Source organism: Neobacillus sp. plas4 (genome assembly GCF_057221695.1).
In genome coordinates, this window is sequence record NZ_CM170152.1 from 867,557 (window position 1) to 887,777 (window position 20,221).

The window sequence follows — 20,221 nt, forward strand, 5'->3', positions numbered from 1 at the left end:
TTGATTAATGGGAAAACTATACCCAATAGAATGAAAACTAGGAATACTGGAGGAATTACCATGTCAACTCAAATCAATATCACTCATACTTTCAATGCTTCACGTGAACTTGTATTTAAGGCATTAACGGAATCAGAGCATCTAAAGAACTGGTGGGGACCAAAAGGATGGACATTCGAGGTTTCTAATTCAGATTTCCGTCCGGGCGGTGTTTTTCACTACAGCCAGAAACCTGCTGACGGCAGCGTAATGTGGGTTAAATTTGTATACCGTGATATTAGTGCGCCAGAGAAAATCGTTTACACCAGTTTTTTTTCTGATGAAGAAGGTAACATTGTACGTGCACCCTTTCACCCAAATTGGCCCATGGAAACCCTGAATACCATTACACTCAACGAGGATGAAGGAAAAACAACACTAACAATGGCTGTGGTTCCCGTATCCCCGACAGCGGAAGAGATCAAAACCTTCGAGGATTCGAAAGAGTTGGCTCAGGAAGGATATGCCGGTACCTTTGATCAATTAGAAGAATACCTGCCAAAGATATAAACCCTTAAAATCACCGACCAAATGGTTCCGTAATGTGTTTAGCATGCTTTTAAATGTATCAGTTGGTTCCCAGTGGATGACTAAACCACGAATAGATGAGGCACAAAATAAGTCAGACATATATTAACTATCATGTGTTCGACTTTGTGTCAGCTTGCCTAGAATGTAGTATTAAAGCTAGGGGGAAGGTTGAAACCGTAAAACTTTACTAAAAGAGAATCCTTAGGTAGGTAAAAACTCTTAAAAAATACAAGGTGTTCCAGAGTATCTCGCGAAAAGGAAACTGTTTAGACAATTCGCCCATGGAGAATTTTTTCGGTTTATTGAAACAAGAAATGTACTATGGTGAACCACTGTGCTCTTTTGAGGAATTAAAAAAGAGAATTGAAGAGTATATCAATTATTATAATAACAAGCGTATAAAGCAAATATTGGCAGGTATGAGTCCGGTTCAATACCGTAACTATACCCGCCAATAGCTGCTTAATATAAAACTCTAACTTTTGGGGGTCACATCAATTAGTAGGCTCTTTTTTCCTTTTTTCAATAACTTACTTGTGAAAACCATTTAAATGAATTTTCTTTCTTATTGTTAAAATCCGCATGACCGCTTCTGACAGCACCAGGCCAACAGCAATGGCACCTGCTGTCATAATGGCTTTTACGCCAATCTGAATTCCTAAGTTATAATGATCTTCAACAAAGTTTCTTGTTGCATCATAGGCTAAGCCACCAGGTACTAAAGGAAGGATACCTGAAATACTAAATACAATAACAGGAGTCTTGTAGATCTTCGCAAATATTTGGCTAATTACGCCAATGGAAAAGGAGGCGATTAAGGTAGCTTGCACTGTATTATAATCATGGTTCATCAACGTACTGTGTAAAAGTCTGCCTACCATACCAACAATGCAACATTGCAAGATATTCTTTTCTGGTATATTAAATATTACAGCAAAGGCCCCTGAAACAATAAAAGTACTCAATAGTTGTATAATCATGTCCATCTATTCCTCGATCTATTTAAAGAGTGAAAAAACAATCGCAGCACCAGCCCCAATGGCAAATGCAGTTAAGGCTGCCTCTGCACCTTTTGATAATCCAGAAACAAGATGCCCTGCCATTAAATCTCTTACAGCGTTTGTAATCAGAAGGCCAGGTACTAGCGGCATAATACTTGCGACTATAATATTAGATAGGTCCTGTCCCAAACCAATATATTTGAAGAAATAAGACATTAGACCCACAATTAGCGCTGCTAAAAATTCTGTAAAAAATTTAATATCTACTAAACGATGAATATAACTCACACATGAAAAACCTGCACCACCGGCGAGGAATGCGGGAAAAAAATCATTCCATTCCCCATTAAACATGACGAGGGAGAAGCCGCTCACGATGGAAGCTGAAATAATCTTTACATATAAAGGATATTTTAGGTTTCCTTTCTCGATTTTTCTTAAAGTAGAGTAGGCCTCCTCTGCTGAGATTTCCCCGCTGCTAATTTTCCTGGATATACTATTTACGATAATGACTTTGTATAAATCCGTAGACCGATTTGAAATTTGTACTAATTTGGTTTGTTCAGTTCCACTTAATGAAAATATAATTCCAGTCGGTGTCACATAACTGTTTGGGTTGTTTTTCCCAAAAGAACTAGCAATTCTCATCATTGTATCTTGAACTCGATATGTCTCTGCTCCGCTTTCTAACATAATTTTTCCAGCAAGTAAACACAATTCTCCTAATTCATTAGTATTCATTCTTATATCCAACTGTTATCCTCTCCATTAAATGACATAAGGCTATTGTTATCTTTCAACTTATTTGGGATTATATACATTTCAAGAAAATTAAGAATATATATGTAAACACATGTTTGATTTGGTGAATATTCGGTGAAGATTTAGTATAGAAAAATAATTGAGATAATTAAATACTTAAATATTCGAAGGGTAATATTAAAGTTACTCCAATTTATTTGTATTATATTTAGATTTATTAAGATAAAAATGGGGGAGAGCCCCAACTTTTTAGAATACCTCTCAAAAATTATGATTGATCTCAAACTCCTCTAATCTTGATAAGCGTTCCTAAACAATCTGGCCCTAAAATGGAAAAAAGCACTTTCCTTATTACAGGAAAGCGCCCGATTGTGGAAGATCGATTAATTGATTTCAACTGATGTTTATTGCAGAACTTTTTAGAATCAGATGTTTAAAAAACGTCTAATTTTTTAGTAAACAAAACTTGATGTTATAGGAAATTTAAAAAAATATTGGTTATCGTTTTAAGACAAAAAAATTTTCTAAAGAGGAAACAAAAGGAAGACGGGAATTCTTCTTTTTGCTTTATATATGAGAGGATTGAATGCTAAGATAATGATAAATACATTTATAAATCTATTAATATAATCTCAATTCTTCATTTTATAAAACTAAGAATTTTATAACATTTATTAGTTCAACACTCAACTAGACTGACGAAATATATGATCTGCAAGTCTAATGGCTAAAGCAGAGCCAGAAAGTGTGGGACCAGCTGCTGTAAGGGTTGGAAGAACACTGTTATCTGCAACATACAGACCCTGAACTCCATGTATTTGGCCATGACGGTTTGTTGCCGATGTTGCAGGATCATTCCCCATTCGACATGTGGAGGCCTCATGCATATCAGCACCCGGAGGTCGGAGCACTAATGAAGACTCATCAAGAGTCACTCCCATAGCTGCTGCCGATCGTCTAATTCCTTGTTCCACTTGTTCAGCTGTTTGACGATCTTTATTACTTAATGAATATTGCACTTGCTGCATTGGTACACCATATTCATCTTTTTGACTTTGTTCAATATATACACGGTTTTCACGTCTAGGTTCTACTCTTCCAAAGGTTGCATAAACAATCATCAACTGGTCTTTCAACTCTTTATCTTCGAATTGCTGGTAGGACCAATATTGGTCAGGACCAAGAATCTGAATTTGATAAGGATCCTCTTCAGTCTCAAATTTCAATATCGATAAATTACCGAGTCTATCAGAAAACTCTCTTCGACTTACTGTTCCTATTCCAATCATCGATACATGACCTGTTAAATAACGACCGATTGCATCCCCTTTTATGTTAGAGTTAAGCAATAAACGCGGAGTTTCTAGAGTACTTGCAGAAACCACTACATTTTTTGCCCGAATCGTATGGGATTTTTTATTAGCGTCATAAACATCGACACCAGACACTTTTGCACCCTGAGTTCTGACTCGATAAACATAAGCGTCTACAGCAAGATCATAAGGGCGATCAAACAAGGCGGCAGCCATCGCATTAATCGAACTATACCAAGCATTGGAATGAACTTCTCCCTGCCTGGAAGGTGCTAAATCAAGAGCAAGCGGCATATCTTTTGCTTCCAAAATTCCAGCAGCATGGAGCCGCCTTAACATTCGTTCTTGTAAAGATGAACCTTTCGCCCAATCAGTTGTTACATTTAGTAATCTTTCTGCCATCCTATAATAAACATCTAGTTCATGGCGATTAATTGGCCATTCTCTCAGTTCTTCATCAATCGGTCTCGGAGTTGCGCAATTCCAAAGCAACGACCTTCCTCCTAAAGCATATATCATCGTAGCGCCAGAAAATTGAGGCAGGCGCTTACCTAGAGGTGTGGAATTGTATGCAATAAGTTGATCACGTGACGTGTTTACATTTTGTGTAGGGATATTTTGTCCATGGGAATGAAATAACTTATCTCCCTTTTCCAATATTCCAATCTTTTTTGCTCCTTGGTTTTTCCACAGCTGACAAAGTCTTTGTAAAGCAGCTCCCCCTCCAGGACCAGAACCTACAATTAGAACATCATATTCTGAGACTGACATTTCACTGAGAGTTTTGGTTGGAATCCAGTTATTCGCATATCGTATTACCACAATAGTCACTCCCTGTTCATGTTTTTCTTTTCATTAAAAGGTATGTACTACTGTTTATCCTATATACCAATTAATCTCCTGGAAATCCTAACTGCAAGTTTATTCTCTCGTATTATAGGAGAAGAAAAGTTCAGCATGAAATTTATAGACGGAATAAAAATATCTTTAATTCGAGATATTTTTATTGCCTTTTATTAACTTGAGGTGTAAAGTGAAAGTAACGAAAGGAAGTGAGTCATATTGAGAAAAAATACACTTGGTTCACTAATTTGGTTGCGTATTGCTCGATTTACACATCAAAGTAATTTATTATCGAATGATTTCTTAAAACAGTTTGGGATTACAGCTGCACAGTTTGATGTATTAAACCAGGTTTCGACTTATCAGCCGATCACACAAAGTCAACTTGCCACGAAAGTAACGGTGTCGGAGGGTGGAATTTCACGTATGCTCACTCGACTTGAGCAAGAGGGATATATACAACGTAAGCAGGACTGGAAAACCAAATGGATAACCTTGACGAAGAAAGGGGAAGATAAAATGCATGAAGTTTTTGAACATCAACTTACTTTCCAAACGTCCATTCTCAATGAGTGTTTAACAGAGGATGAGCAAAAAACACTATTCAATCTGATGACTAAGCTACAAAAACATGCTGAGAATAAATTAGAAAAATAGGATTCTTTTACTAGTGGTAAATGCGGGTCTATTAATTTTTTGCTTATCACTTGATTAGTTAACTGATTGGAGGAATCATCTATGTATAAAATTCCAGGACATCATCATATTTCAATGATTACAAAAAATGCAAGTCAAAATAATCACTTTTACCGGCATGTGCTTGGGTTACGTCGTGTGAAGGTAACCGTGAACCAAGATGATCCATCGATGTATCATTTATTTTTCGGAGATAAAACAGGTAGCCCAGGTACTGAATTATCGTTTTTTGAAATACCACTAGTTGGTCATACACACCGTGGTACAAATGCTATCACAAAAATTGGTTTACTTGTACCATCAGAAGCGAGTTTAACTTATTGGAAAGCACGTTTTGAGGAACACGGTGTAACCAATAGTGACATTACAACGTATGCCAATCACCCAGCATTACACTTTGAAGATTCTGAAGGCCTACGTATGGTACTTCTTGTCTCAAACGGTGCGAAAGTAGACCACTGGGAAACTTGGGAAAAATCCGATGTTCCCACCCAGCATCAAATTCAAGGAATGGGCTCGGTGGAAATGACGGTACGAAGACTTGATAAACTAGCAAGCACACTTACAGACATGTTTGGCTATACCGAGACAAGCCGTACAGATGACGAAGCGATTTTTCAATCCATTAAAGGAGAGGTTTTTGGAGAAATCGTAGTGAAATATTTAGACGGCCCTTCTGAAAAACCAGGTCGCGGCAGTATTCATCATTTAGCGATTCGTGTAAAAGACGATGAAGAACTCGAATTTTGGGATATGAAAGTACGAGAACGCGGTTTCCATTCATCTGGCATCGTGGACCGCTTTTACTTTAAGAGCCTGTATTTCCGCGAATCAAACGGGATTCTATTTGAAATTGCAACCGACGGGCCAGGGTTCACGATTGATGGAGATATTGAAACACTAGGAGAAAAATTAGATTTACCGCCATTTTTAGAAGACCGCAGGGATGAAATTGAAAAAAATCTAACACCGATTGAGAAGTTTTAATGAACGAACTATAAAATTTGAATTTTTTAGGAGGAAATTATAATGAACCATCTAAAAGGAGTACACCACGTAACTGCGATTACAAGCAGTGCAGAAAAGAACTATGAATTTTTTACTTATGTTTTAGGTATGCGTTTAGTTAAAAAAACAGTCAACCAAGATGATATTCAAACCTATCATTTATTCTTTGCTGATGATAAAGGCAGCGCAGGCACAGATATGACGTTCTTTGATTTCCCAGGCATTCCGAAGGGTGTACATGGTACAAACGAGATTTCAAAAACCTCTTTCCGTGTACCGAGTGATGCAGCATTAGACTATTGGGTAAAACGTTTTGATCGTTTAGAAGTCAAACATACTGGAATCAAAGAGCAATTTGGCAAGAAAACACTCTCCTTCGTTGATTTTGACGACCAGCAATATCAATTGATTTCAGATGAATTCAATAAAGGCGTGGAATCAGGTACACCATGGCAAAAAGGTCCAATTCCACTGGAATATGCCATAACTGGTTTAGGTCCTGTATTTGTTCGTATTGCGAACTTTGATTATTTTAAAGAAATGCTGGAAAAAGTTTTATTATTTAAAGAGACTGCACATGACGGATCATTCCATTTATTTGAAGTGGGCGAAGGAGGAAATGGTGCCTCGGTTATTGTAGAATATAATGCGGTTCTTCCACAAGCCCGACAAGGTTTTGGTACGGTTCACCATGCGGCATTCCGTGTAGAGGATCGCTCAGTATTAGAGGAATGGATTCAGCGTCTAAGTAGTTTTGGATTCCAAACTTCTGGTTATGTAAATCGTCACTTTTTTGAGTCATTATACGCAAGAGTGGCACCGCAAATTTTATTTGAGTTCGCTACCGATGGTCCTGGCTTTATGGGTGACGAACCTTATGAAACACTTGGGGAAAAATTATCGTTACCTCCGTTCTTAGATCCTAAACGTGAAGAAATAGAAAAATTAGTACGTCCTATTGATACAGTGAGAAGTACAAAGGAATTCGTCAAAGAATAGGAGAGGAATTAGAAGTGAATAGCAAAATCTTGAAAATACAAAAATTAGGATTTCCATGGGAGACAGAAGATCCATTCCTTATGACCGTACATCATAAAGATGCATATCCACCAGGAAATGACGAGCAGGGTCCGAATGTTTCATTGGAAGGCAGAAATCTTGGCGAGGATTTTACATTGCGTGATGGTTTTCGAATGTATCATGGCAAAACGGTTCCGGGGTTTCCTGTACATCCCCACAGAGGTTTTGAAACGGTTACCGTTGTTCTCGAAGGTCTTATTGATCATTTTGATTCACATGGGTCTGTAGGACGTTTTGGGAATGGAGATGTTCAGTGGATGACCGCAGGTAAGGGTGCCCAGCATACTGAAATGTTTCCTCTCGTCCATCAGGACAAAGGCAATCCACTTGAATTCTTTCAGATATGGTTGAATCTGCCTGCAAAAAATAAATTTGCTGAACCTGAATATAAAATGTTATGGGCTGAAGATATACCGGAAGTACAATCAGCCGCTGCGAATGGACAGAAAACGACGGTAAGATTGATTGCCGGAAGTGTGATGGGCAAGTCTGGTTTAGAACCAAACTCTGCTTCTTGGGCAAACGATAAAAATCATCATGTGGGGATTTACGTTATTCATATGGAGCCAGATGCAGTCTTCACCCTGCCATCCGTTTCAGCGACAATGACTAGAAATATTTACTATTATCAAGGAGATAAACTAAATATAGACGAAACAGCGATTGAAGCGTACCACCGTGTAAAGCTTGCCGGTGATCAGGAAATCACGATGACAAATGGTTCATCTGATAGTTATTTGCTGCTCCTAGAGGGTGAGCCGATACAAGAACCTGTCGTAAGCTATGGACCGTTTGTAATGAATACGGAGCAGGAAATTCGCGATGCATTCAAGGATTATCAAACTACACAATTTGGGGGCTGGCCGTGGGACCGTCCAGATCCTGTAAATAAGCGTGAGTCAGGAAGATTCGCACGCCATGCGGATGGAAGAGTTGAAAAAAGGTAAAATGTTAGGTTAGGAGGAAAATGAGTTATTATCCTCCTTAATGGGTAGGTCAATTATAATAGAAAAAAGCGTACAGTTTTTACAAAAAACCATACAAACAAAAGCCAAAATTGTGATTCGAATATCAAACACTATGTAAAAATAGTGCTTGATATTCGTTTTGCATTTACAAATACTCCTATCGTTTAACTGGAAACCAACCCTCGACCTCTAAAATTAACTTCCAAAGTGGAGTTGGAATAACTGCTTGATGTTGATCAGTAGTTGTTAGTTGGTGTCTAATAGTTTCTTCTTCATTATGCTGTACTTTTTCTACCCAATGAGGCTCAACCACTATTGCTCGTCCGAGTGCTACAAAGTCTGTTTTTCCTTTCTCATATACAAGTGCTGCTTCATCTGGGGTATGAATATTTCCAACACCAATGACTGGCACACGCCCATTAATATATTCTGCAATTAACTCTGTACGAGATTTTTCACTATCCATTCCTCTACGCGGCTTAGCCCAAGCATTGGTTGTGGCAATATGAATATAATCGATATCTGCTTTCATTAATTCATCAAGTAACTCAAATGTTTCTTTCATGGTGATTCCTGGTGTTTCGGGTTCTTCAGGTGAAAAACGATAACCAATTAAGAATGGTTTTGTTGCGTATTCTTTGATCACACGCTTCACTTCATCAATTAGTTTAATGGCAAATAAATAGCGATTTTGGAACTCATCTGTTCGTTGATTCGAGTGTGGTGAAACAAACTGCTGTAATAAATAACCGGTTGCACCGTGCAATTCTACTCCGTCGAATCCAGCCTCAATTGTACGGCGTGTTGCGTCACCAAAGTCCTTTATAATTTCAAATACCTCTTCAGTAGTTAATGCTCTCGGTGTTTGCCCGATACTATAAAATCCACGATCTCCAAGGGGAGCTACAGCACTTGCACTTACAGTTTCTCCATTTGGAATAAGTCTTGGGACTGCTAAACGGCCGCCATGATACAGTTGAACGACTCCCTTCGCACCACCAGAGTGAATAACATCTGCTAATTTTGAAAGACCGTCAATTGTACCATCATGATCAATACCCATTTGACCGTCAAATCCCTTACCTTTTTTTGAAACATATGCACAAGCAGTAATAATTGTACCAACACCATTTGCACGTTCTTTGTAATATTCAAGTTCTTCCTGTGAAACATAATCATTTTCATCTGCAGAAAATGTGGTCATTGGTGCCATCATAAGACGATTTTTTACGTGAACACCACTTTTAAATATGTAGTCTTGAAATAAATTTTGATAATTACTTTTCATGGGAATCCTCCGATAATAGTTCATTCATTGATTTAAAGTTTCAATTTCTTTTGTAATGGCTTTGCTGCCTGTATTTAGCTTTTCAGCAATCTGTTTAATATTGCTGCGTGAAATTTGCTCTGCAGGTGCAGCGATTGCTAGGGCAGCAATTACTTCCTTATTACGAAATACTGGTACAGCTACACAACGGATACCGACAATACGTTCCTCATCATCAAATGCATAACCATCTTCACGAATGGCCTTTAAATGATAACGAAATAGTTGTGAGTCTTGAAATGTATTTTTCGTTGCACGTTCAAGTGATAATTTATCAAATATTGAAGCTAGTAATTCTTCATCTAAATTAGCTAAGATCACTTTACCTAAAGCGGACTGATGTAGTTTTGAACGATTTCCAATTTCTTCGTCTGCTGAATTCTCATATGGGGAGTGTAATACTTGTGTCATAACAAGATCGGTCCCGTCCACTTTTCCTATATAGGTACTCATCTGTACATTTTGTGCCGCCTGGTAAATCGAACGTAATGAAGCCCAATCCATTTCCGAACGCTTTTCAAAGCTTTCGAAAAACATTTTATGATGAATAAAAAATTGAGTTTGAAGTTTATACACATACCCCATTTCTTCTAGGGTTGTTAAAATCCGAAAAGCTGTAGATTTACTTAAATTCAGTTCGTCCATCACTTCTCTTAATGTAATGCCTTTATGTAGTTTTATTAATTCTAATACTAGAAGTCCTTTTTTTAATGTCGATACTTCATTCCGTGCCATTTCATCACCTCAGTCTCCGATAGTATAGATGTTTTATTTTTTTATCTCAAACTATACAGAATGAGTTTCATTATATGAAACTTGTTTAATGAAATTTGTAAGTTTCATTTTTAAAAAATAAGATAGGACTAATCACTTTTAGGAGGAAAAAAATGAAATATACAACATTAAAAAAATCTAATCTTAAAGCATCCGTAATTGGACTTGGTACAAATGCAGTTGGCGGACATAATTTGTTTCAAAACTTAAATGAAGAAGAAGGAAAAGATTTTGTAAGGGAAGCATTAAAAAACGAGGTAAACTTTATTGATACAGCTGATATTTATGGTCTTGGCCGTTCTGAAGAATTAGTAGGGGAAGTATTAAAAGAATTTAAGCGTGATGACATTGTGATTGCAACGAAGGGAGCGCAGCATTGGTTTCCTGATGGCTCTGTAAGAACGGATAATCGTCCTGAATATTTGCGAGAAGCAGTTGAAAAGAGTCTACAGAGGTTGCAATTAGACTATGTAGACTTGTATTATTTGCATTTTCCAGACAATGAAACATCTTTTGCAGAGTCGATTGGTGAGTTAGCTCGACTAAAAGAGGAAGGGAAAATCCGAGCAATTGGAATCTCGAATGTTTCGCTAGAGCAATTAAAAGAGGCAAATGCTAATGGTGATATTTCTGTTTTGCAATCACCCTATAATATGTTGGATCAATCAGCGGAAGCAGAATTATTACCTTATTGTATTGAAAATAATATTTCCTTTATTCCATATGGTCCATTAGCATTTGGATTACTTGGCGGAGGCTTCACAAAAGAGTCTAAATTGGATCCACAAGATTGGCGTAATTCCGTTCCTTTATTCCAAGGTGAACAATTCCAACGATCACTTGAAATAGTGGAAAAACTAAAAGAGATTGCTGCCCAAAAAGAAACAATCCTACCTAACTTAGCACTAGCTTGGTTACTCACTCAAGAGGGTGTTGATGCAGTCATACCAGGAGGTAAACGAAAAGAGCGCATCCGTGAAAACGTTCAGGCAAGTGGAATTAATATATCTAAAGAAGAATTACAAATTATTAATGAGATTCTAAATAACTAAAAACGAATATTCAAAAAAAGAGAGAAAAAGCCGTTTGATAGGCTTTCTCTCCCTTTTTATTTCTAAGCTATATTTTCCAATCTAATCATGAATTTTATATCTTCATTACGAACGTATAATAATCTTTCTAGCACAGCCAACTTAATGTTTGCTTCCTCGACTTCAAAAACATTCATAACATCTTCCTTCTTTAGATTACTTATCATTTCTGAGACAACTTGTTTAAAGGTTTGTGAATCAACCAATAAATAATGAATTAGTTCAATTGCTGCTTCTTTTTCTTGTTTGTTTTTGACAGCAAAAAGGCTTTGAGCATCAGGCTCTATTACAAAAAGAGATTGTAAATCTTCTGAAATTCTTATATTAACGTAACTTGTTTTATTTCCATAATACTCATTATCCCTTATTCGAATGAGATCAAGTCCTATCATAAATTCATAAAAAGGAGTGTTCTTATCAAGCGTACGAAACTCTTTCATTTCAATGTTTGATTTTTCTTCTATAAATATTTCTTTTTCACATCTAGTTTGAATTACTTTTGATTCTAACATATTCATTTTCCTTACCTCGCTTCTAAAATATGATTATATAAAAAGTAACGTGTATACTTTAAGTAACCTATTTAAATTATAATAAACATGAAAAAACAAATCAATTAAAGTTACTTGAGTTTAAATGCTCATAAATAATTTACAATCGCCAAACGAATACTATTTCTAACAGTACCGTTAATCAAAAGAAAAGCGGAATGAAGAGGCTTTTAGCATATAGTTGGAGGAATATCTATATGGATAGTAATTGTGATTTTTCACCATTAAAGCAAAATGTGGAGGAGGGTATTAAAAATATAATTGATTTACTCGGAACCAATTTAAAACTCCTAGGTAATGAAAACTACTGTGTATTAGGAAGTCTAGAGGATGTAAAAGAACATCTAATAAAAATTGAATCGATGGCAGCCTCCTTTTATTTAAATTGCTATTTATCATCCTTTACAGATACTTATGATGATATATCTATCGCCGCTCAAATCCTGTCGAAACAAAAACATGGTGCACTTATTGTAGTAGAACGTAGAGATTCTGTAGACACCCTTATCCAAAAGGGAACAACAATAGGAGCACAGGTAACACCAAAATTATTGGGATCGATTTTTTATCCTGGAAATCCATTACATGATGGAGCAGTATTAATACGGGGAAATACCGTCATCTCAGCAGCAAATGTTCTTCCGCTGACAACAGTAGTAACTGGAGACAAGAAAGTTGGAACACGCCACCGGGCAGCCCTAGGAATATCCGAAAAGAGCGATGCACTTGCTCTTGTTGTTTCTGAAGAAACTGGTAAAATTTCATTTGCGTTAGATGGAAAACTATTTCCTATAAACTCAAGAAACCCGATTTTGTTTTAAAGCTCAAAAGGATTTAAAGGTAAAAACATAATTCAAATACTTAAGGAGATTTATTTATGGTAAAAAACCTTAAATTGTTATTTGTTTCAGTTTGTATCGTTCTGTTGACCCCGAATTTGACAAATGCACAAGTCATACATGAAGTGAAATATGGAGATAGCTTAAGTAAAATATCAAAACAATATAAAATGAACAAAGACGAACTTGTAAAGCTCAATGGTTTAGCAAAAAATATAGGACTAGTTCCTGGGCAGGCAATGTTAATACCGGGTTCCACATACATCGTGCAGCCAGGAGACAGCGTTTGGGAGATTGCAAAACGACATGCAATTAGTGAACAAACGTTAATGAACCAAAATGGGTTGAAAAGTCGAGTCATTGTTCCTGGACAAAAATTGACGATCCCCCGTCCACCCAAAGTGGATGTTTGGACTGGAACCTACTTTGTTCCAAAAGATAAGAGTGCGAATACTTGGATGATTAATAATTATAAAAGTACCCTTTCTAGTATTTTTGTGTTTGAGTATAAACCTGATGTACAAGGCAATCTGATTGAAGTGAAAGAGAATGAAGCACATAAAATCGCATGGAAAAAGAATCTGGCTCCATATGCGACTTTATCCAATTTAAGCGAAAAGGGATTTGATCCTGAGCTAATCCATACATTATTTAGTACGGATTGGCTGAGACAAAAATTTATTAACAATATCTATTCCCTATTGGATAGCCACCACTATAAAGGTGTTGTTATCGATTTTGAACAAGTTAGACCTAAAGATCGAAATCTTCTTAACCAATTTATTAAAGAATTAGCAGAAAAACTCCATCCAGCAGGAATGGAGGTCATGATGGCCGTCCCTCCTAAAAAAGGAGACAAGGAGCCCTCCTATTCAGCAGGTTATGATTATCAAACACTTGGAAAGTATCTGGATAGGTTATTTTTAATGACGTATGATTGGCATTGGCCAGGAGGCCCATCAGGCCCAATCGCTCCAATTGATGAAGTAAAAGCAACACTTGATTATGCTGTATCCGTTGTAGATAGAAAAAAGTTGATGCTAGGAATTCCTCAGTATGCGTATGATTGGACAATAAAAGAGAAGAAACAGTCTGGAAAAGCTTATTCTACTCAGCATGCTTTAGATTTATTAACAGGCTACCAAAGTACTGTCCATTATGATGAAAAGGCAGCAGCACCGTGGTTTCGTTATGTAGACAATAAAGGGATCTTACATGAAGTGTGGTTTGAAGACCCAAGAAGCCTGCTTACTAAGTTTCGGTTAGTTGGACAATATGGACTAGGTGGAATGGGATGCTGGCATTTAGGTTTAACAATGCCTCAAACGGAGAAAATACTGCTAGAGGAATTTAATGTGCAATAAACCTGCTCCCCTTTATGAAAAATTACATAAAGGGGGCTTTTATTATTATTTTATTATTTGCCGTTGACAAATGTATAAGATGATATATAATAAATATATCTCCAATTCGAGATATATTAATTCGAGATACGCTGATTTAAGATAAATGGTAAAGCTAATGGATAGAAGTCGAACTGACGAAAAAACATAATAGGGGAGTGTTCATAATGGTAACTTTATATCTATCACCTAGTTGTACTTCATGCCGAAGAGCAAAGGCATGGTTTGACGAACATCAAATTCCTTACAAAGAAAGAAACATTCTTTCTGAAAAGCTTTCAGTTGATGAGATAAAGGATATCCTTCGTTTTACAGAAGATGGCACCGATGAAATTATCTCGACAAAGTCAAAAACATTCCAAAAGTTAAATGTAAATATCGATACGATTTCACTTGGAGAATTGTATACACTTATCAAAGAGAATCCAGGGCTATTAAGAAAACCTTTAATCCTTGATGAAAAAAGATTACAAGTAGGCTTTAATGAAGAAGAAATCCGGAGCTTTTTGCCGCGTAAAATGCGTGTATTCCATCTGGATGATGTCTATAATTTTGAAGAAGCTCAATAGAGAAAATTAGATAACAGCAATTTGTAAGTATGTATTGACAATATCTTTAATTCGAGATATATTAATTAAGGATATTTAATCAGGAGGTGTAAATATGGAAAGGAAATGTACAAATCAGCCTTTTTTACTGCTCATGCAAACCTCAAAAGCCATACAGGAACGGCTAAGAGATGAAATGTCCAAATTTAATCTAAGCATTACAGAGTTTTCAGTCTTAGAAGCACTTTTTTACCAAGGAAAACAAACCATTCAGCAGATTGGAAATAGAATCTTGATCTCTAGCGGTTCTATGACATATGTAATAGATAAACTTGAACAAAAAGGGATTATAAAACGAAATGACTGTAGAGAAGACAGGCGGGTTATTCATATTACTTTAACGGCTGATGGCATGAACATGATGGAAAACATCATGCCGAAGTATCAAGAATTGGTTGATTCTTTTTTTGGAAATTTAACAGATGATGAATCCGAGTTATTGGTCAACGCTTTAAAAAAAGTAAATAACAAAGTTTAATCGTATATTTTTTTGGTAAATATCTCGGAATCAAGATAAAAAGAAAATAGGAGGTCTAATTTAATGATAGGTATTGGATTATTAATGATTAGGTTAGTGATTGGGCTGTCGTTCATGGCTCACGGAGCACAGAAATTATTTGGCTGGTTTGGCGGTTATGGTTTAAAGGGTACAGGAGGATGGATGGAATCACTCGGATTAAAACCAGGTGTGACAATGGCTCTCATGGCTGGTCTGGCAGAATTAATAGGAGGATTATTGCTTACCTTAGGATTCCTTACCACGCTTGCAGCGATCATGATTGCAGGTACAATGGTCATGGCAATTGTTAAGGTTCATGCTCCAAATGGTTATTGGTCAACACAAAATGGATATGAATATAATTTAACAATCATCGCTGTTGTCATAGGTATAGCATTAATCGGACCAGGTCAATATGCATTGGATGCTTTATTATTCTAAAATATCTCGAAATAGAGAATCTTAGCTTACAGCATTTATCGATAATTTAATCTAGAAATAGACATCATAATAGAAAAAGGAGTGTTTTAAAAATGAGTAAAAAAACAATGGGTATTCATCATATTACTGCGATTGTAGGTCATCCACAGGAGAATGTTGATTTTTATGCAGGCGTTCTAGGGCTGCGTTTAGTAAAACAAACGGTAAACTTTGATGATCCTGGCACGTATCACCTCTATTTCGGTGATGAAGGTGGAAAACCTGGAACCATCATTACATTCTTCCCATGGGCTGGAGCTCGTCAAGGGAAAATCGGCGGTGGTCAGGTTGGAGTTACCTCCTATGTTGTTCCTAAAGGAGCCCTTGAATTTTGGGAAACAAGATTAGAAAAGTTTAAAATTCCTTTTAAGAAAACAGCTCGATTCGGCGAACAATATTTGCAATTTGATGATCCACATGGCCTTCATCTTGAAATTGTAGGGAGAGAAGAAGGAGCAGTGAATCATTGGAATTTTGGTGAAGTAACTCCAGAAGTTGCCATCAAAGGGTTTGGCGGAGCCACTTTATTATCCACTCAGCCTAATAAAACGGCTGATTTGTTAGAAAATGTTATGGGCCTTGAACTCGTGGGAAAAGAAGGAGAATTTGCACGTTATCGTTCTTCAGCTGATATCGGAAATGTCATTGATCTAAAATTAACTGTTAATGGACGCGGGCAAATGGGTGTAGGAACTGTACATCATATTGCTTGGCGGGCTATTGATGACCAGGATCAATTGGATTGGCAAAAATATGTGGCAGCGAATGGTTACGGCGTCACTCCAGTACAGGACCGAAATTATTTTAATGCCATTTATTTTAGAGAACATGGGGAAATCTTATTTGAAATTGCAACCGATCCTCCAGGCTTTGCGCATGATGAATCACAAGAAACAATGGGCGAGAAATTAATGCTGCCTGAACAGTATGAGCCACATAGAGGACAAATTGAACGTGGGTTGCTATCATTTCAAGTAAGAGAACTAGACTAATTTTATTAGGAAAGGGTATGATTTCTTGCTTTCAATTGATCCAGCCTCATTGTCCGAAAGAGAAAATTATAAATTTCTAATCGGGAGTATTATTCCAAGACCGATTGCTTTTGTTACCACGCTATCGAAAGATGGAATTTTAAATGGTGCACCATTTAGTTATTTTACTATCGTTTCGTCAAACCCTCCGATGATTTCGTTATCGATTCAGCGAAGAGAGGGGCAGCCAAAAGATACAGCGAGAAATATTCTAGAGTCCAAAGAATTTGTGATTCACATCGTAGATGAACAAAATGTTGAAAAAATTAATCAAACAGCAGCAAGTCTTCCTGCTGATGAGAGTGAAATAGAATTAGCTCAACTAACACCTATAGAAAGTGTGAAAATTTCTGTACCCGGCGTAAAGGAGGCCAAAATTCGTATGGAATGTTCTTTAGAGCATTCCCTTGAATTAGGCGGTTTGGATTCACCTGGGTGTGACCTTATAATAGGAAGAATTGTTCAGTTTCATATTGAAAATGAAATTTATGAAAAGGGAAGAATTGACCCTAGGGGCTTAGCGGCTGTGAGCCGGCTGGCTGGAACCAACTATGCAAAAATCGGCGAGCTGTTTTCTATTAAAAGACCTAAATAAAATAGTAAAAAGGCCTGAGGTGAAACGGAGGGAATACAATGCAGAAGACATCTGGCATCCATCATATCACAGCGATGGTCAATGACGCTCAAAGAAATATTGACTTTTATGCTGGTGTACTTGGGTTAAGGCTTATTAAGAAAACAATCAACTTCGATCGTCCTGAAGTGTATCATCTCTATTTTGGAAATGAAATGGGTGAGCCGGGAACAGTGATCACCTTCTTTCCTTGGGAGAAGCAGTTAAAAGGACGAATTGGAAAAGGGCAGGTTGGTGTAACAAGTTACATGATCCCCAAGGGCAGTCTTGCTTTTTGGGAGAATCGATTCAAAAAATTCAACATTGAAACGCATGTCTCCATTCGCTTTGGAGAAACATACCTTACATTTCAAGACCCAGATGGCTTGCTTCTGGAACTTGTGGAAAGAGATGAAGGACCGATCAATTCTTGGAGTTTTGGTGGTGTCCAAGCAGGAACTGCCATTAAAGGATTTGGCGGTGCAGTTCTTTACTCTGCTCAGCCGCATAAAACAACAGATGTATTAGAACATGTGATGGGATTAGAATGTATAGGCCAAGAAGGTGAATTTCTAAGATTTAAGGCAGAGGGTCAACTCGGAAACACTGTGGATATTCAGCTGAATCCAACTGTCCGAGGTTTAATGGGGGCTGGCACTGTTCACCATATAGCTTGGAGAGCAAAGGATGAAGCTGATTTACTCCGATGGAGATCACTTCTCCAAGACAAAGGTTACTATCCAACAGAAATACGAGATCGAAACTATTTTAAAGCCGTGTATTTTCATGAAGAAGGGGGCATCCTCTTCGAAATCGCAACCGACCCGCCAGGCTTTTCAGTGGATGAATCAGTCGCTGTACTTGGAGAAAAACTTATGCTGCCATCTTGGCTAGAGTCAAAACGAGAAGAATTAGAAGAGACCTTACCGCCGGTAGAGGTTCGAGTTCTGGAAGGAGATAAATAATGAAACATATATTCAATAAGGGACAAAATCCAACAAAACCAACGCTGTTATTACTTCATGGCACTGGAGGCAATGAATTAGACCTGCTGCCACTTGCAGGAATGATTGATGATGAAGCAAACGTACTTAGCGTTCGTGGGAATGTATTAGAAAATGGAATGCCGCGATTTTTCCGCAGATTGGCAGAAGGTATCTTTGATGAGGAAGATCTAATTTTTCGAACAAAAGAATTAAACGAGTTTTTAGATGAAGCAGCTGAAAAGTATGATTTTGACCGCAATAATATTCTTGCAATCGGCTATTCAAATGGCGCGAATATTGCTGGGAGTTTATTATTTCACTATCAACATGCATTAAAGGGAGCGATTCTGCACCATCCAATGGTGCCGCGAAAAGGAATTGACCTGCCTGATTTAACAGGGAAATCAGTTTTTATTGCAGCCGGGACGAATGATCCGATTTGTTCTCCGATGGAATCTACAGAGCTTCAGTCTTTATTAGAAAAGGCAAATGCGAAGGTAGAACTTCATTGGGAAAATAGAGGGCATCAACTAACGAGAGAAGAAGTAGAGGCTGCTGCAGCTTGGTATCAAAAGCATTTTATAACTAAATAAAAAAACTAACGGGGGAAATACTAGATGTTAAAACATGAAATTGGAGCACTTTTATTACGCATTACATTAGGAGCAATCTTTTTTATTCATGGAGTTGTAAAGTTTCAAGGCGGAATAGAAAACACGGCTGGCTGGTTTGAAAGTCTTGGCTTACCAGGAGTAACTGCATACGGTGTTGCTTTACTCGAAATAGTTGGGGGCATTCTATTAATCGTTGGATTGGCAACAAGACTTGTAGGAGCTTTATTTGCATTATTAATGATTGGAGCAACACTAAAAGTAAAACTAGCAGTTGGGTTTTTAGGAAATGGTCAAATGGCAGGTTATGAATTAGACTTAGCATTTTTAGCAATAGCAGTTTACCTTGCAATCAATGGGAGCAAGCTATTATCAGTTGGTCAATTGTTTTTTAAAAAGGAATCGAATGAGATAAAAAGAGCAGCTTAATAGTGAATGGAAATTTTAAAAAAAGAAAACAATAGGTGGTGTTACAAAATGGGTTTCTTATCTCGATTATTTGGTAATAAAACTGAAAAGGAGGAAGAAAAAATGACAAATGTAAAATTAGCCGTGATTTATTACAGTATGGGTGGAACAAATTATCAATTAGCAAGATGGGCAGAAGAGGGTGCAAAAGAAATTGGTGCCGAAGTAAAAGTATTAAAAGTGCCTGAACATGCTCCGCAATCTGCTATCGAAGGAAATCCTGTATGGAAAGCTACAGTTGAAAAAACAAAAGATGTACCAGAGGTTACATTAGATGACTTAGAATGGGCAGATGCGATTATTTTCAGTGTGCCTACTCGCTTCGGTAACATGCCGGCTCAAATGAAGCAATTCCTAGATACAACTGGGGGTCTCTGGTTTAATGGAAAACTAACGAATAAAGTGGTAAGTGCCATGACTTCTGCACAAAACCCTCACGGCGGTCAAGAGGCAACTATTTTATCTCTTTATACATCGATGTATCATTGGGGTGCTATTGTTGCAGCTCCTGGTTATACAGATCCCGTCACATTTGGGGCTGGCGGTAACCCATATGGGACAAGTGTTACAGTTGGTCAGGACGGTAAAATGATTGAAGATGTTCAAGCTGCTGTAAAACATCAAGCGAAGCGTACTGTAACAGTTGCAGAATGGGTAAAAAAAGCGAACCAATAAAATCCTAATCAATATAAAAAGCTA

The 20,221-nt window shown here is 37.3% G+C and carries 23 protein-coding genes and 1 pseudogene; 18 read left to right on the forward strand and 6 right to left on the reverse strand.

The annotated features are described in order from the left end of the window. Positions 1–60: 60 nt before the first annotated feature. Both AC2TFD_RS04330 and AC2TFD_RS04335 read left to right on the forward strand, forming a co-directional pair. Positions 61–549 carry an SRPBCC family protein gene (locus tag AC2TFD_RS04330; protein WP_335510077.1) on the forward strand — a complete coding sequence of 163 codons (489 nt, stop codon included), beginning with the start codon at positions 61–63 and terminating at the stop codon, positions 547–549. 233 nt (positions 550–782) lie between these two features. Beyond that, positions 783–1,028 (forward strand): annotated as a pseudogene (locus AC2TFD_RS04335) (transposase); the annotation flags it as partial. A 72-nt stretch (positions 1,029–1,100) separates the two neighbouring features. On the opposite strand, the gene AC2TFD_RS04340 reads toward AC2TFD_RS04335, so the two are convergent. The 3 genes from AC2TFD_RS04340 to AC2TFD_RS04350 form a co-directional block, all read right to left on the reverse strand. Next, on the reverse strand, positions 1,101–1,550 hold the full coding sequence (locus AC2TFD_RS04340; RefSeq protein WP_335510075.1) for a threonine/serine exporter family protein: 450 nt from the start codon (positions 1,548–1,550) through the stop codon (positions 1,101–1,103). Between the two features lie 18 nt (positions 1,551–1,568). Beyond that, positions 1,569–2,312, reverse strand: a complete 744-nt coding sequence (locus AC2TFD_RS04345) for a threonine/serine exporter family protein (protein WP_335510123.1) — start codon at positions 2,310–2,312, stop codon at positions 1,569–1,571. Positions 2,313–3,019: 707 nt separating this feature from the next. After that, entirely contained in the window at positions 3,020–4,468 is a 1,449-nt protein-coding gene (locus tag AC2TFD_RS04350; RefSeq protein ID WP_335510073.1) for a GMC oxidoreductase, read from the reverse strand. Between the two features lie 240 nt (positions 4,469–4,708). Here AC2TFD_RS04350 and AC2TFD_RS04355 point away from each other — a divergent pair, with 240 nt between their 5' ends. From AC2TFD_RS04355 to AC2TFD_RS04370, 4 genes are all read left to right on the forward strand, one after another. Then, complete coding sequence (locus AC2TFD_RS04355) at positions 4,709–5,146, forward strand: MarR family winged helix-turn-helix transcriptional regulator (protein WP_335510071.1); 438 nt, start codon at positions 4,709–4,711, stop codon at positions 5,144–5,146. Between the two features lie 81 nt (positions 5,147–5,227). After that, positions 5,228–6,172 carry a ring-cleaving dioxygenase gene (locus AC2TFD_RS04360; RefSeq protein ID WP_484675049.1) on the forward strand — a complete coding sequence of 315 codons (945 nt, stop codon included), beginning with the start codon at positions 5,228–5,230 and terminating at the stop codon, positions 6,170–6,172. A gap of 42 nt (positions 6,173–6,214) precedes the next feature. Next, positions 6,215–7,192 (forward strand): ring-cleaving dioxygenase, encoded by a 978-nt coding sequence (locus tag AC2TFD_RS04365; protein ID WP_484675050.1) that lies wholly within the window; start codon positions 6,215–6,217, stop codon positions 7,190–7,192. Between the two features lie 14 nt (positions 7,193–7,206). Further along, positions 7,207–8,220: a pirin family protein gene (locus AC2TFD_RS04370; protein WP_484675051.1), complete on the forward strand. Its 1,014-nt coding sequence runs from the start codon at positions 7,207–7,209 to the stop codon at positions 8,218–8,220. Between the two features lie 178 nt (positions 8,221–8,398). Here the strand turns inward: AC2TFD_RS04370 and AC2TFD_RS04375 are convergent, their stop codons facing one another. Beyond that, entirely contained in the window at positions 8,399–9,529 is a 1,131-nt protein-coding gene (locus tag AC2TFD_RS04375) for an NADH-dependent flavin oxidoreductase (protein WP_484675052.1), read from the reverse strand. A 24-nt stretch (positions 9,530–9,553) separates the two neighbouring features. Continuing rightward, positions 9,554–10,303 carry an IclR family transcriptional regulator gene (locus AC2TFD_RS04380; RefSeq protein ID WP_484675053.1) on the reverse strand — a complete coding sequence of 250 codons (750 nt, stop codon included), beginning with the start codon at positions 10,301–10,303 and terminating at the stop codon, positions 9,554–9,556. A gap of 152 nt (positions 10,304–10,455) precedes the next feature. Here AC2TFD_RS04380 and AC2TFD_RS04385 point away from each other — a divergent pair, with 152 nt between their 5' ends. Next, complete coding sequence (locus tag AC2TFD_RS04385; RefSeq protein ID WP_484675054.1) at positions 10,456–11,394, forward strand: aldo/keto reductase; 939 nt, start codon at positions 10,456–10,458, stop codon at positions 11,392–11,394. A gap of 62 nt (positions 11,395–11,456) precedes the next feature. On the opposite strand, the gene AC2TFD_RS04390 is transcribed toward AC2TFD_RS04385, so the two are convergent. Then, the gene (locus AC2TFD_RS04390) at positions 11,457–11,951 is read right to left on the reverse strand and encodes a hypothetical protein (protein WP_484675055.1); all 495 of its coding nucleotides are present in this window, start codon (positions 11,949–11,951) and stop codon (positions 11,457–11,459) included. A 230-nt stretch (positions 11,952–12,181) separates the two neighbouring features. On the opposite strand from AC2TFD_RS04390, the gene cdaS reads away from it, so the two are divergent. The 11 genes from cdaS (at position 12,182) to wrbA (ending at position 20,197) form a co-directional block, all read left to right on the forward strand. Then, on the forward strand, positions 12,182–12,805 hold the full coding sequence (gene cdaS, locus AC2TFD_RS04395; RefSeq protein ID WP_484675056.1) for a sporulation-specific diadenylate cyclase CdaS: 624 nt from the start codon (positions 12,182–12,184) through the stop codon (positions 12,803–12,805). Positions 12,806–12,861: 56 nt separating this feature from the next. Further along, the gene (locus AC2TFD_RS04400) at positions 12,862–14,187 is read left to right on the forward strand and encodes a glycoside hydrolase family 18 protein (protein ID WP_484675057.1); all 1,326 of its coding nucleotides are present in this window, start codon (positions 12,862–12,864) and stop codon (positions 14,185–14,187) included. 206 nt (positions 14,188–14,393) lie between these two features. Next, on the forward strand, positions 14,394–14,795 hold the full coding sequence (gene spxA / locus AC2TFD_RS04405) for a transcriptional regulator SpxA (protein WP_484675058.1): 402 nt from the start codon (positions 14,394–14,396) through the stop codon (positions 14,793–14,795). Positions 14,796–14,889: 94 nt separating this feature from the next. Further along, the gene (locus AC2TFD_RS04410; protein WP_484675059.1) at positions 14,890–15,312 is read left to right on the forward strand and encodes a MarR family winged helix-turn-helix transcriptional regulator; all 423 of its coding nucleotides are present in this window, start codon (positions 14,890–14,892) and stop codon (positions 15,310–15,312) included. A 63-nt stretch (positions 15,313–15,375) separates the two neighbouring features. After that, on the forward strand, positions 15,376–15,774 hold the full coding sequence (locus AC2TFD_RS04415) for a DoxX family protein (protein ID WP_484675060.1): 399 nt from the start codon (positions 15,376–15,378) through the stop codon (positions 15,772–15,774). Positions 15,775–15,866: 92 nt separating this feature from the next. Further along, the gene (locus AC2TFD_RS04420) at positions 15,867–16,805 is read left to right on the forward strand and encodes a ring-cleaving dioxygenase (protein WP_484675061.1); all 939 of its coding nucleotides are present in this window, start codon (positions 15,867–15,869) and stop codon (positions 16,803–16,805) included. Positions 16,806–16,830: 25 nt separating this feature from the next. Then, on the forward strand, positions 16,831–17,439 hold the full coding sequence (locus tag AC2TFD_RS04425; RefSeq protein WP_484675062.1) for a flavin reductase family protein: 609 nt from the start codon (positions 16,831–16,833) through the stop codon (positions 17,437–17,439). A 38-nt stretch (positions 17,440–17,477) separates the two neighbouring features. Further along, positions 17,478–18,422: a ring-cleaving dioxygenase gene (locus tag AC2TFD_RS04430; RefSeq protein ID WP_484675063.1), complete on the forward strand. Its 945-nt coding sequence runs from the start codon at positions 17,478–17,480 to the stop codon at positions 18,420–18,422. Beyond that, entirely contained in the window at positions 18,422–19,036 is a 615-nt protein-coding gene (locus tag AC2TFD_RS04435) for an alpha/beta hydrolase (RefSeq protein ID WP_484675064.1), read from the forward strand. The genes AC2TFD_RS04430 and AC2TFD_RS04435 overlap by 1 nt, the downstream gene beginning before the upstream one ends. 24 nt (positions 19,037–19,060) lie before the next feature. Beyond that, positions 19,061–19,483, forward strand: coding sequence for a DoxX family protein (locus AC2TFD_RS04440; protein ID WP_484675065.1), 423 nt, complete (start codon positions 19,061–19,063; stop codon positions 19,481–19,483). Between the two features lie 102 nt (positions 19,484–19,585). Beyond that, on the forward strand, positions 19,586–20,197 hold the full coding sequence (gene wrbA, locus AC2TFD_RS04445) for an NAD(P)H:quinone oxidoreductase (protein WP_420489004.1): 612 nt from the start codon (positions 19,586–19,588) through the stop codon (positions 20,195–20,197). Positions 20,198–20,221 lie beyond the last annotated feature (24 nt).

What these genes read in the sequence shown, in the direction of transcription:
- AC2TFD_RS04430 (WP_484675063.1), top strand. Translation starts at nt 17,478, where the DNA reads ATGCAGAAGACATCTGGCATCCATCATATCACAGCGATGGTCAATGAC.
- cdaS (WP_484675056.1), top strand. Translation starts at nt 12,182, where the DNA reads ATGGATAGTAATTGTGATTTTTCACCATTAAAGCAAAATGTGGAGGAG.
- AC2TFD_RS04360 (WP_484675049.1), top strand. Translation starts at nt 5,228, where the DNA reads ATGTATAAAATTCCAGGACATCATCATATTTCAATGATTACAAAAAAT.
- AC2TFD_RS04365 (WP_484675050.1), top strand. Translation starts at nt 6,215, where the DNA reads ATGAACCATCTAAAAGGAGTACACCACGTAACTGCGATTACAAGCAGT.
- AC2TFD_RS04375 (WP_484675052.1), bottom strand. Translation starts at nt 9,529, where the DNA reads ATGAAAAGTAATTATCAAAATTTATTTCAAGACTACATATTTAAAAGT.
- AC2TFD_RS04340 (WP_335510075.1), bottom strand. Translation starts at nt 1,550, where the DNA reads ATGATTATACAACTATTGAGTACTTTTATTGTTTCAGGGGCCTTTGCT.
- wrbA (WP_420489004.1), top strand. Translation starts at nt 19,586, where the DNA reads ATGACAAATGTAAAATTAGCCGTGATTTATTACAGTATGGGTGGAACA.
- AC2TFD_RS04380 (WP_484675053.1), bottom strand. Translation starts at nt 10,303, where the DNA reads ATGGCACGGAATGAAGTATCGACATTAAAAAAAGGACTTCTAGTATTA.
- AC2TFD_RS04400 (WP_484675057.1), top strand. Translation starts at nt 12,862, where the DNA reads ATGGTAAAAAACCTTAAATTGTTATTTGTTTCAGTTTGTATCGTTCTG.
- AC2TFD_RS04420 (WP_484675061.1), top strand. Translation starts at nt 15,867, where the DNA reads ATGAGTAAAAAAACAATGGGTATTCATCATATTACTGCGATTGTAGGT.
- AC2TFD_RS04345 (WP_335510123.1), bottom strand. Translation starts at nt 2,312, where the DNA reads ATGAATACTAATGAATTAGGAGAATTGTGTTTACTTGCTGGAAAAATT.
- AC2TFD_RS04410 (WP_484675059.1), top strand. Translation starts at nt 14,890, where the DNA reads ATGGAAAGGAAATGTACAAATCAGCCTTTTTTACTGCTCATGCAAACC.
- AC2TFD_RS04435 (WP_484675064.1), top strand. Translation starts at nt 18,422, where the DNA reads ATGAAACATATATTCAATAAGGGACAAAATCCAACAAAACCAACGCTG.
- AC2TFD_RS04330 (WP_335510077.1), top strand. Translation starts at nt 61, where the DNA reads ATGTCAACTCAAATCAATATCACTCATACTTTCAATGCTTCACGTGAA.
- AC2TFD_RS04440 (WP_484675065.1), top strand. Translation starts at nt 19,061, where the DNA reads ATGTTAAAACATGAAATTGGAGCACTTTTATTACGCATTACATTAGGA.
- AC2TFD_RS04415 (WP_484675060.1), top strand. Translation starts at nt 15,376, where the DNA reads ATGATAGGTATTGGATTATTAATGATTAGGTTAGTGATTGGGCTGTCG.
- AC2TFD_RS04390 (WP_484675055.1), bottom strand. Translation starts at nt 11,951, where the DNA reads ATGAATATGTTAGAATCAAAAGTAATTCAAACTAGATGTGAAAAAGAA.
- spxA (WP_484675058.1), top strand. Translation starts at nt 14,394, where the DNA reads ATGGTAACTTTATATCTATCACCTAGTTGTACTTCATGCCGAAGAGCA.
- AC2TFD_RS04385 (WP_484675054.1), top strand. Translation starts at nt 10,456, where the DNA reads ATGAAATATACAACATTAAAAAAATCTAATCTTAAAGCATCCGTAATT.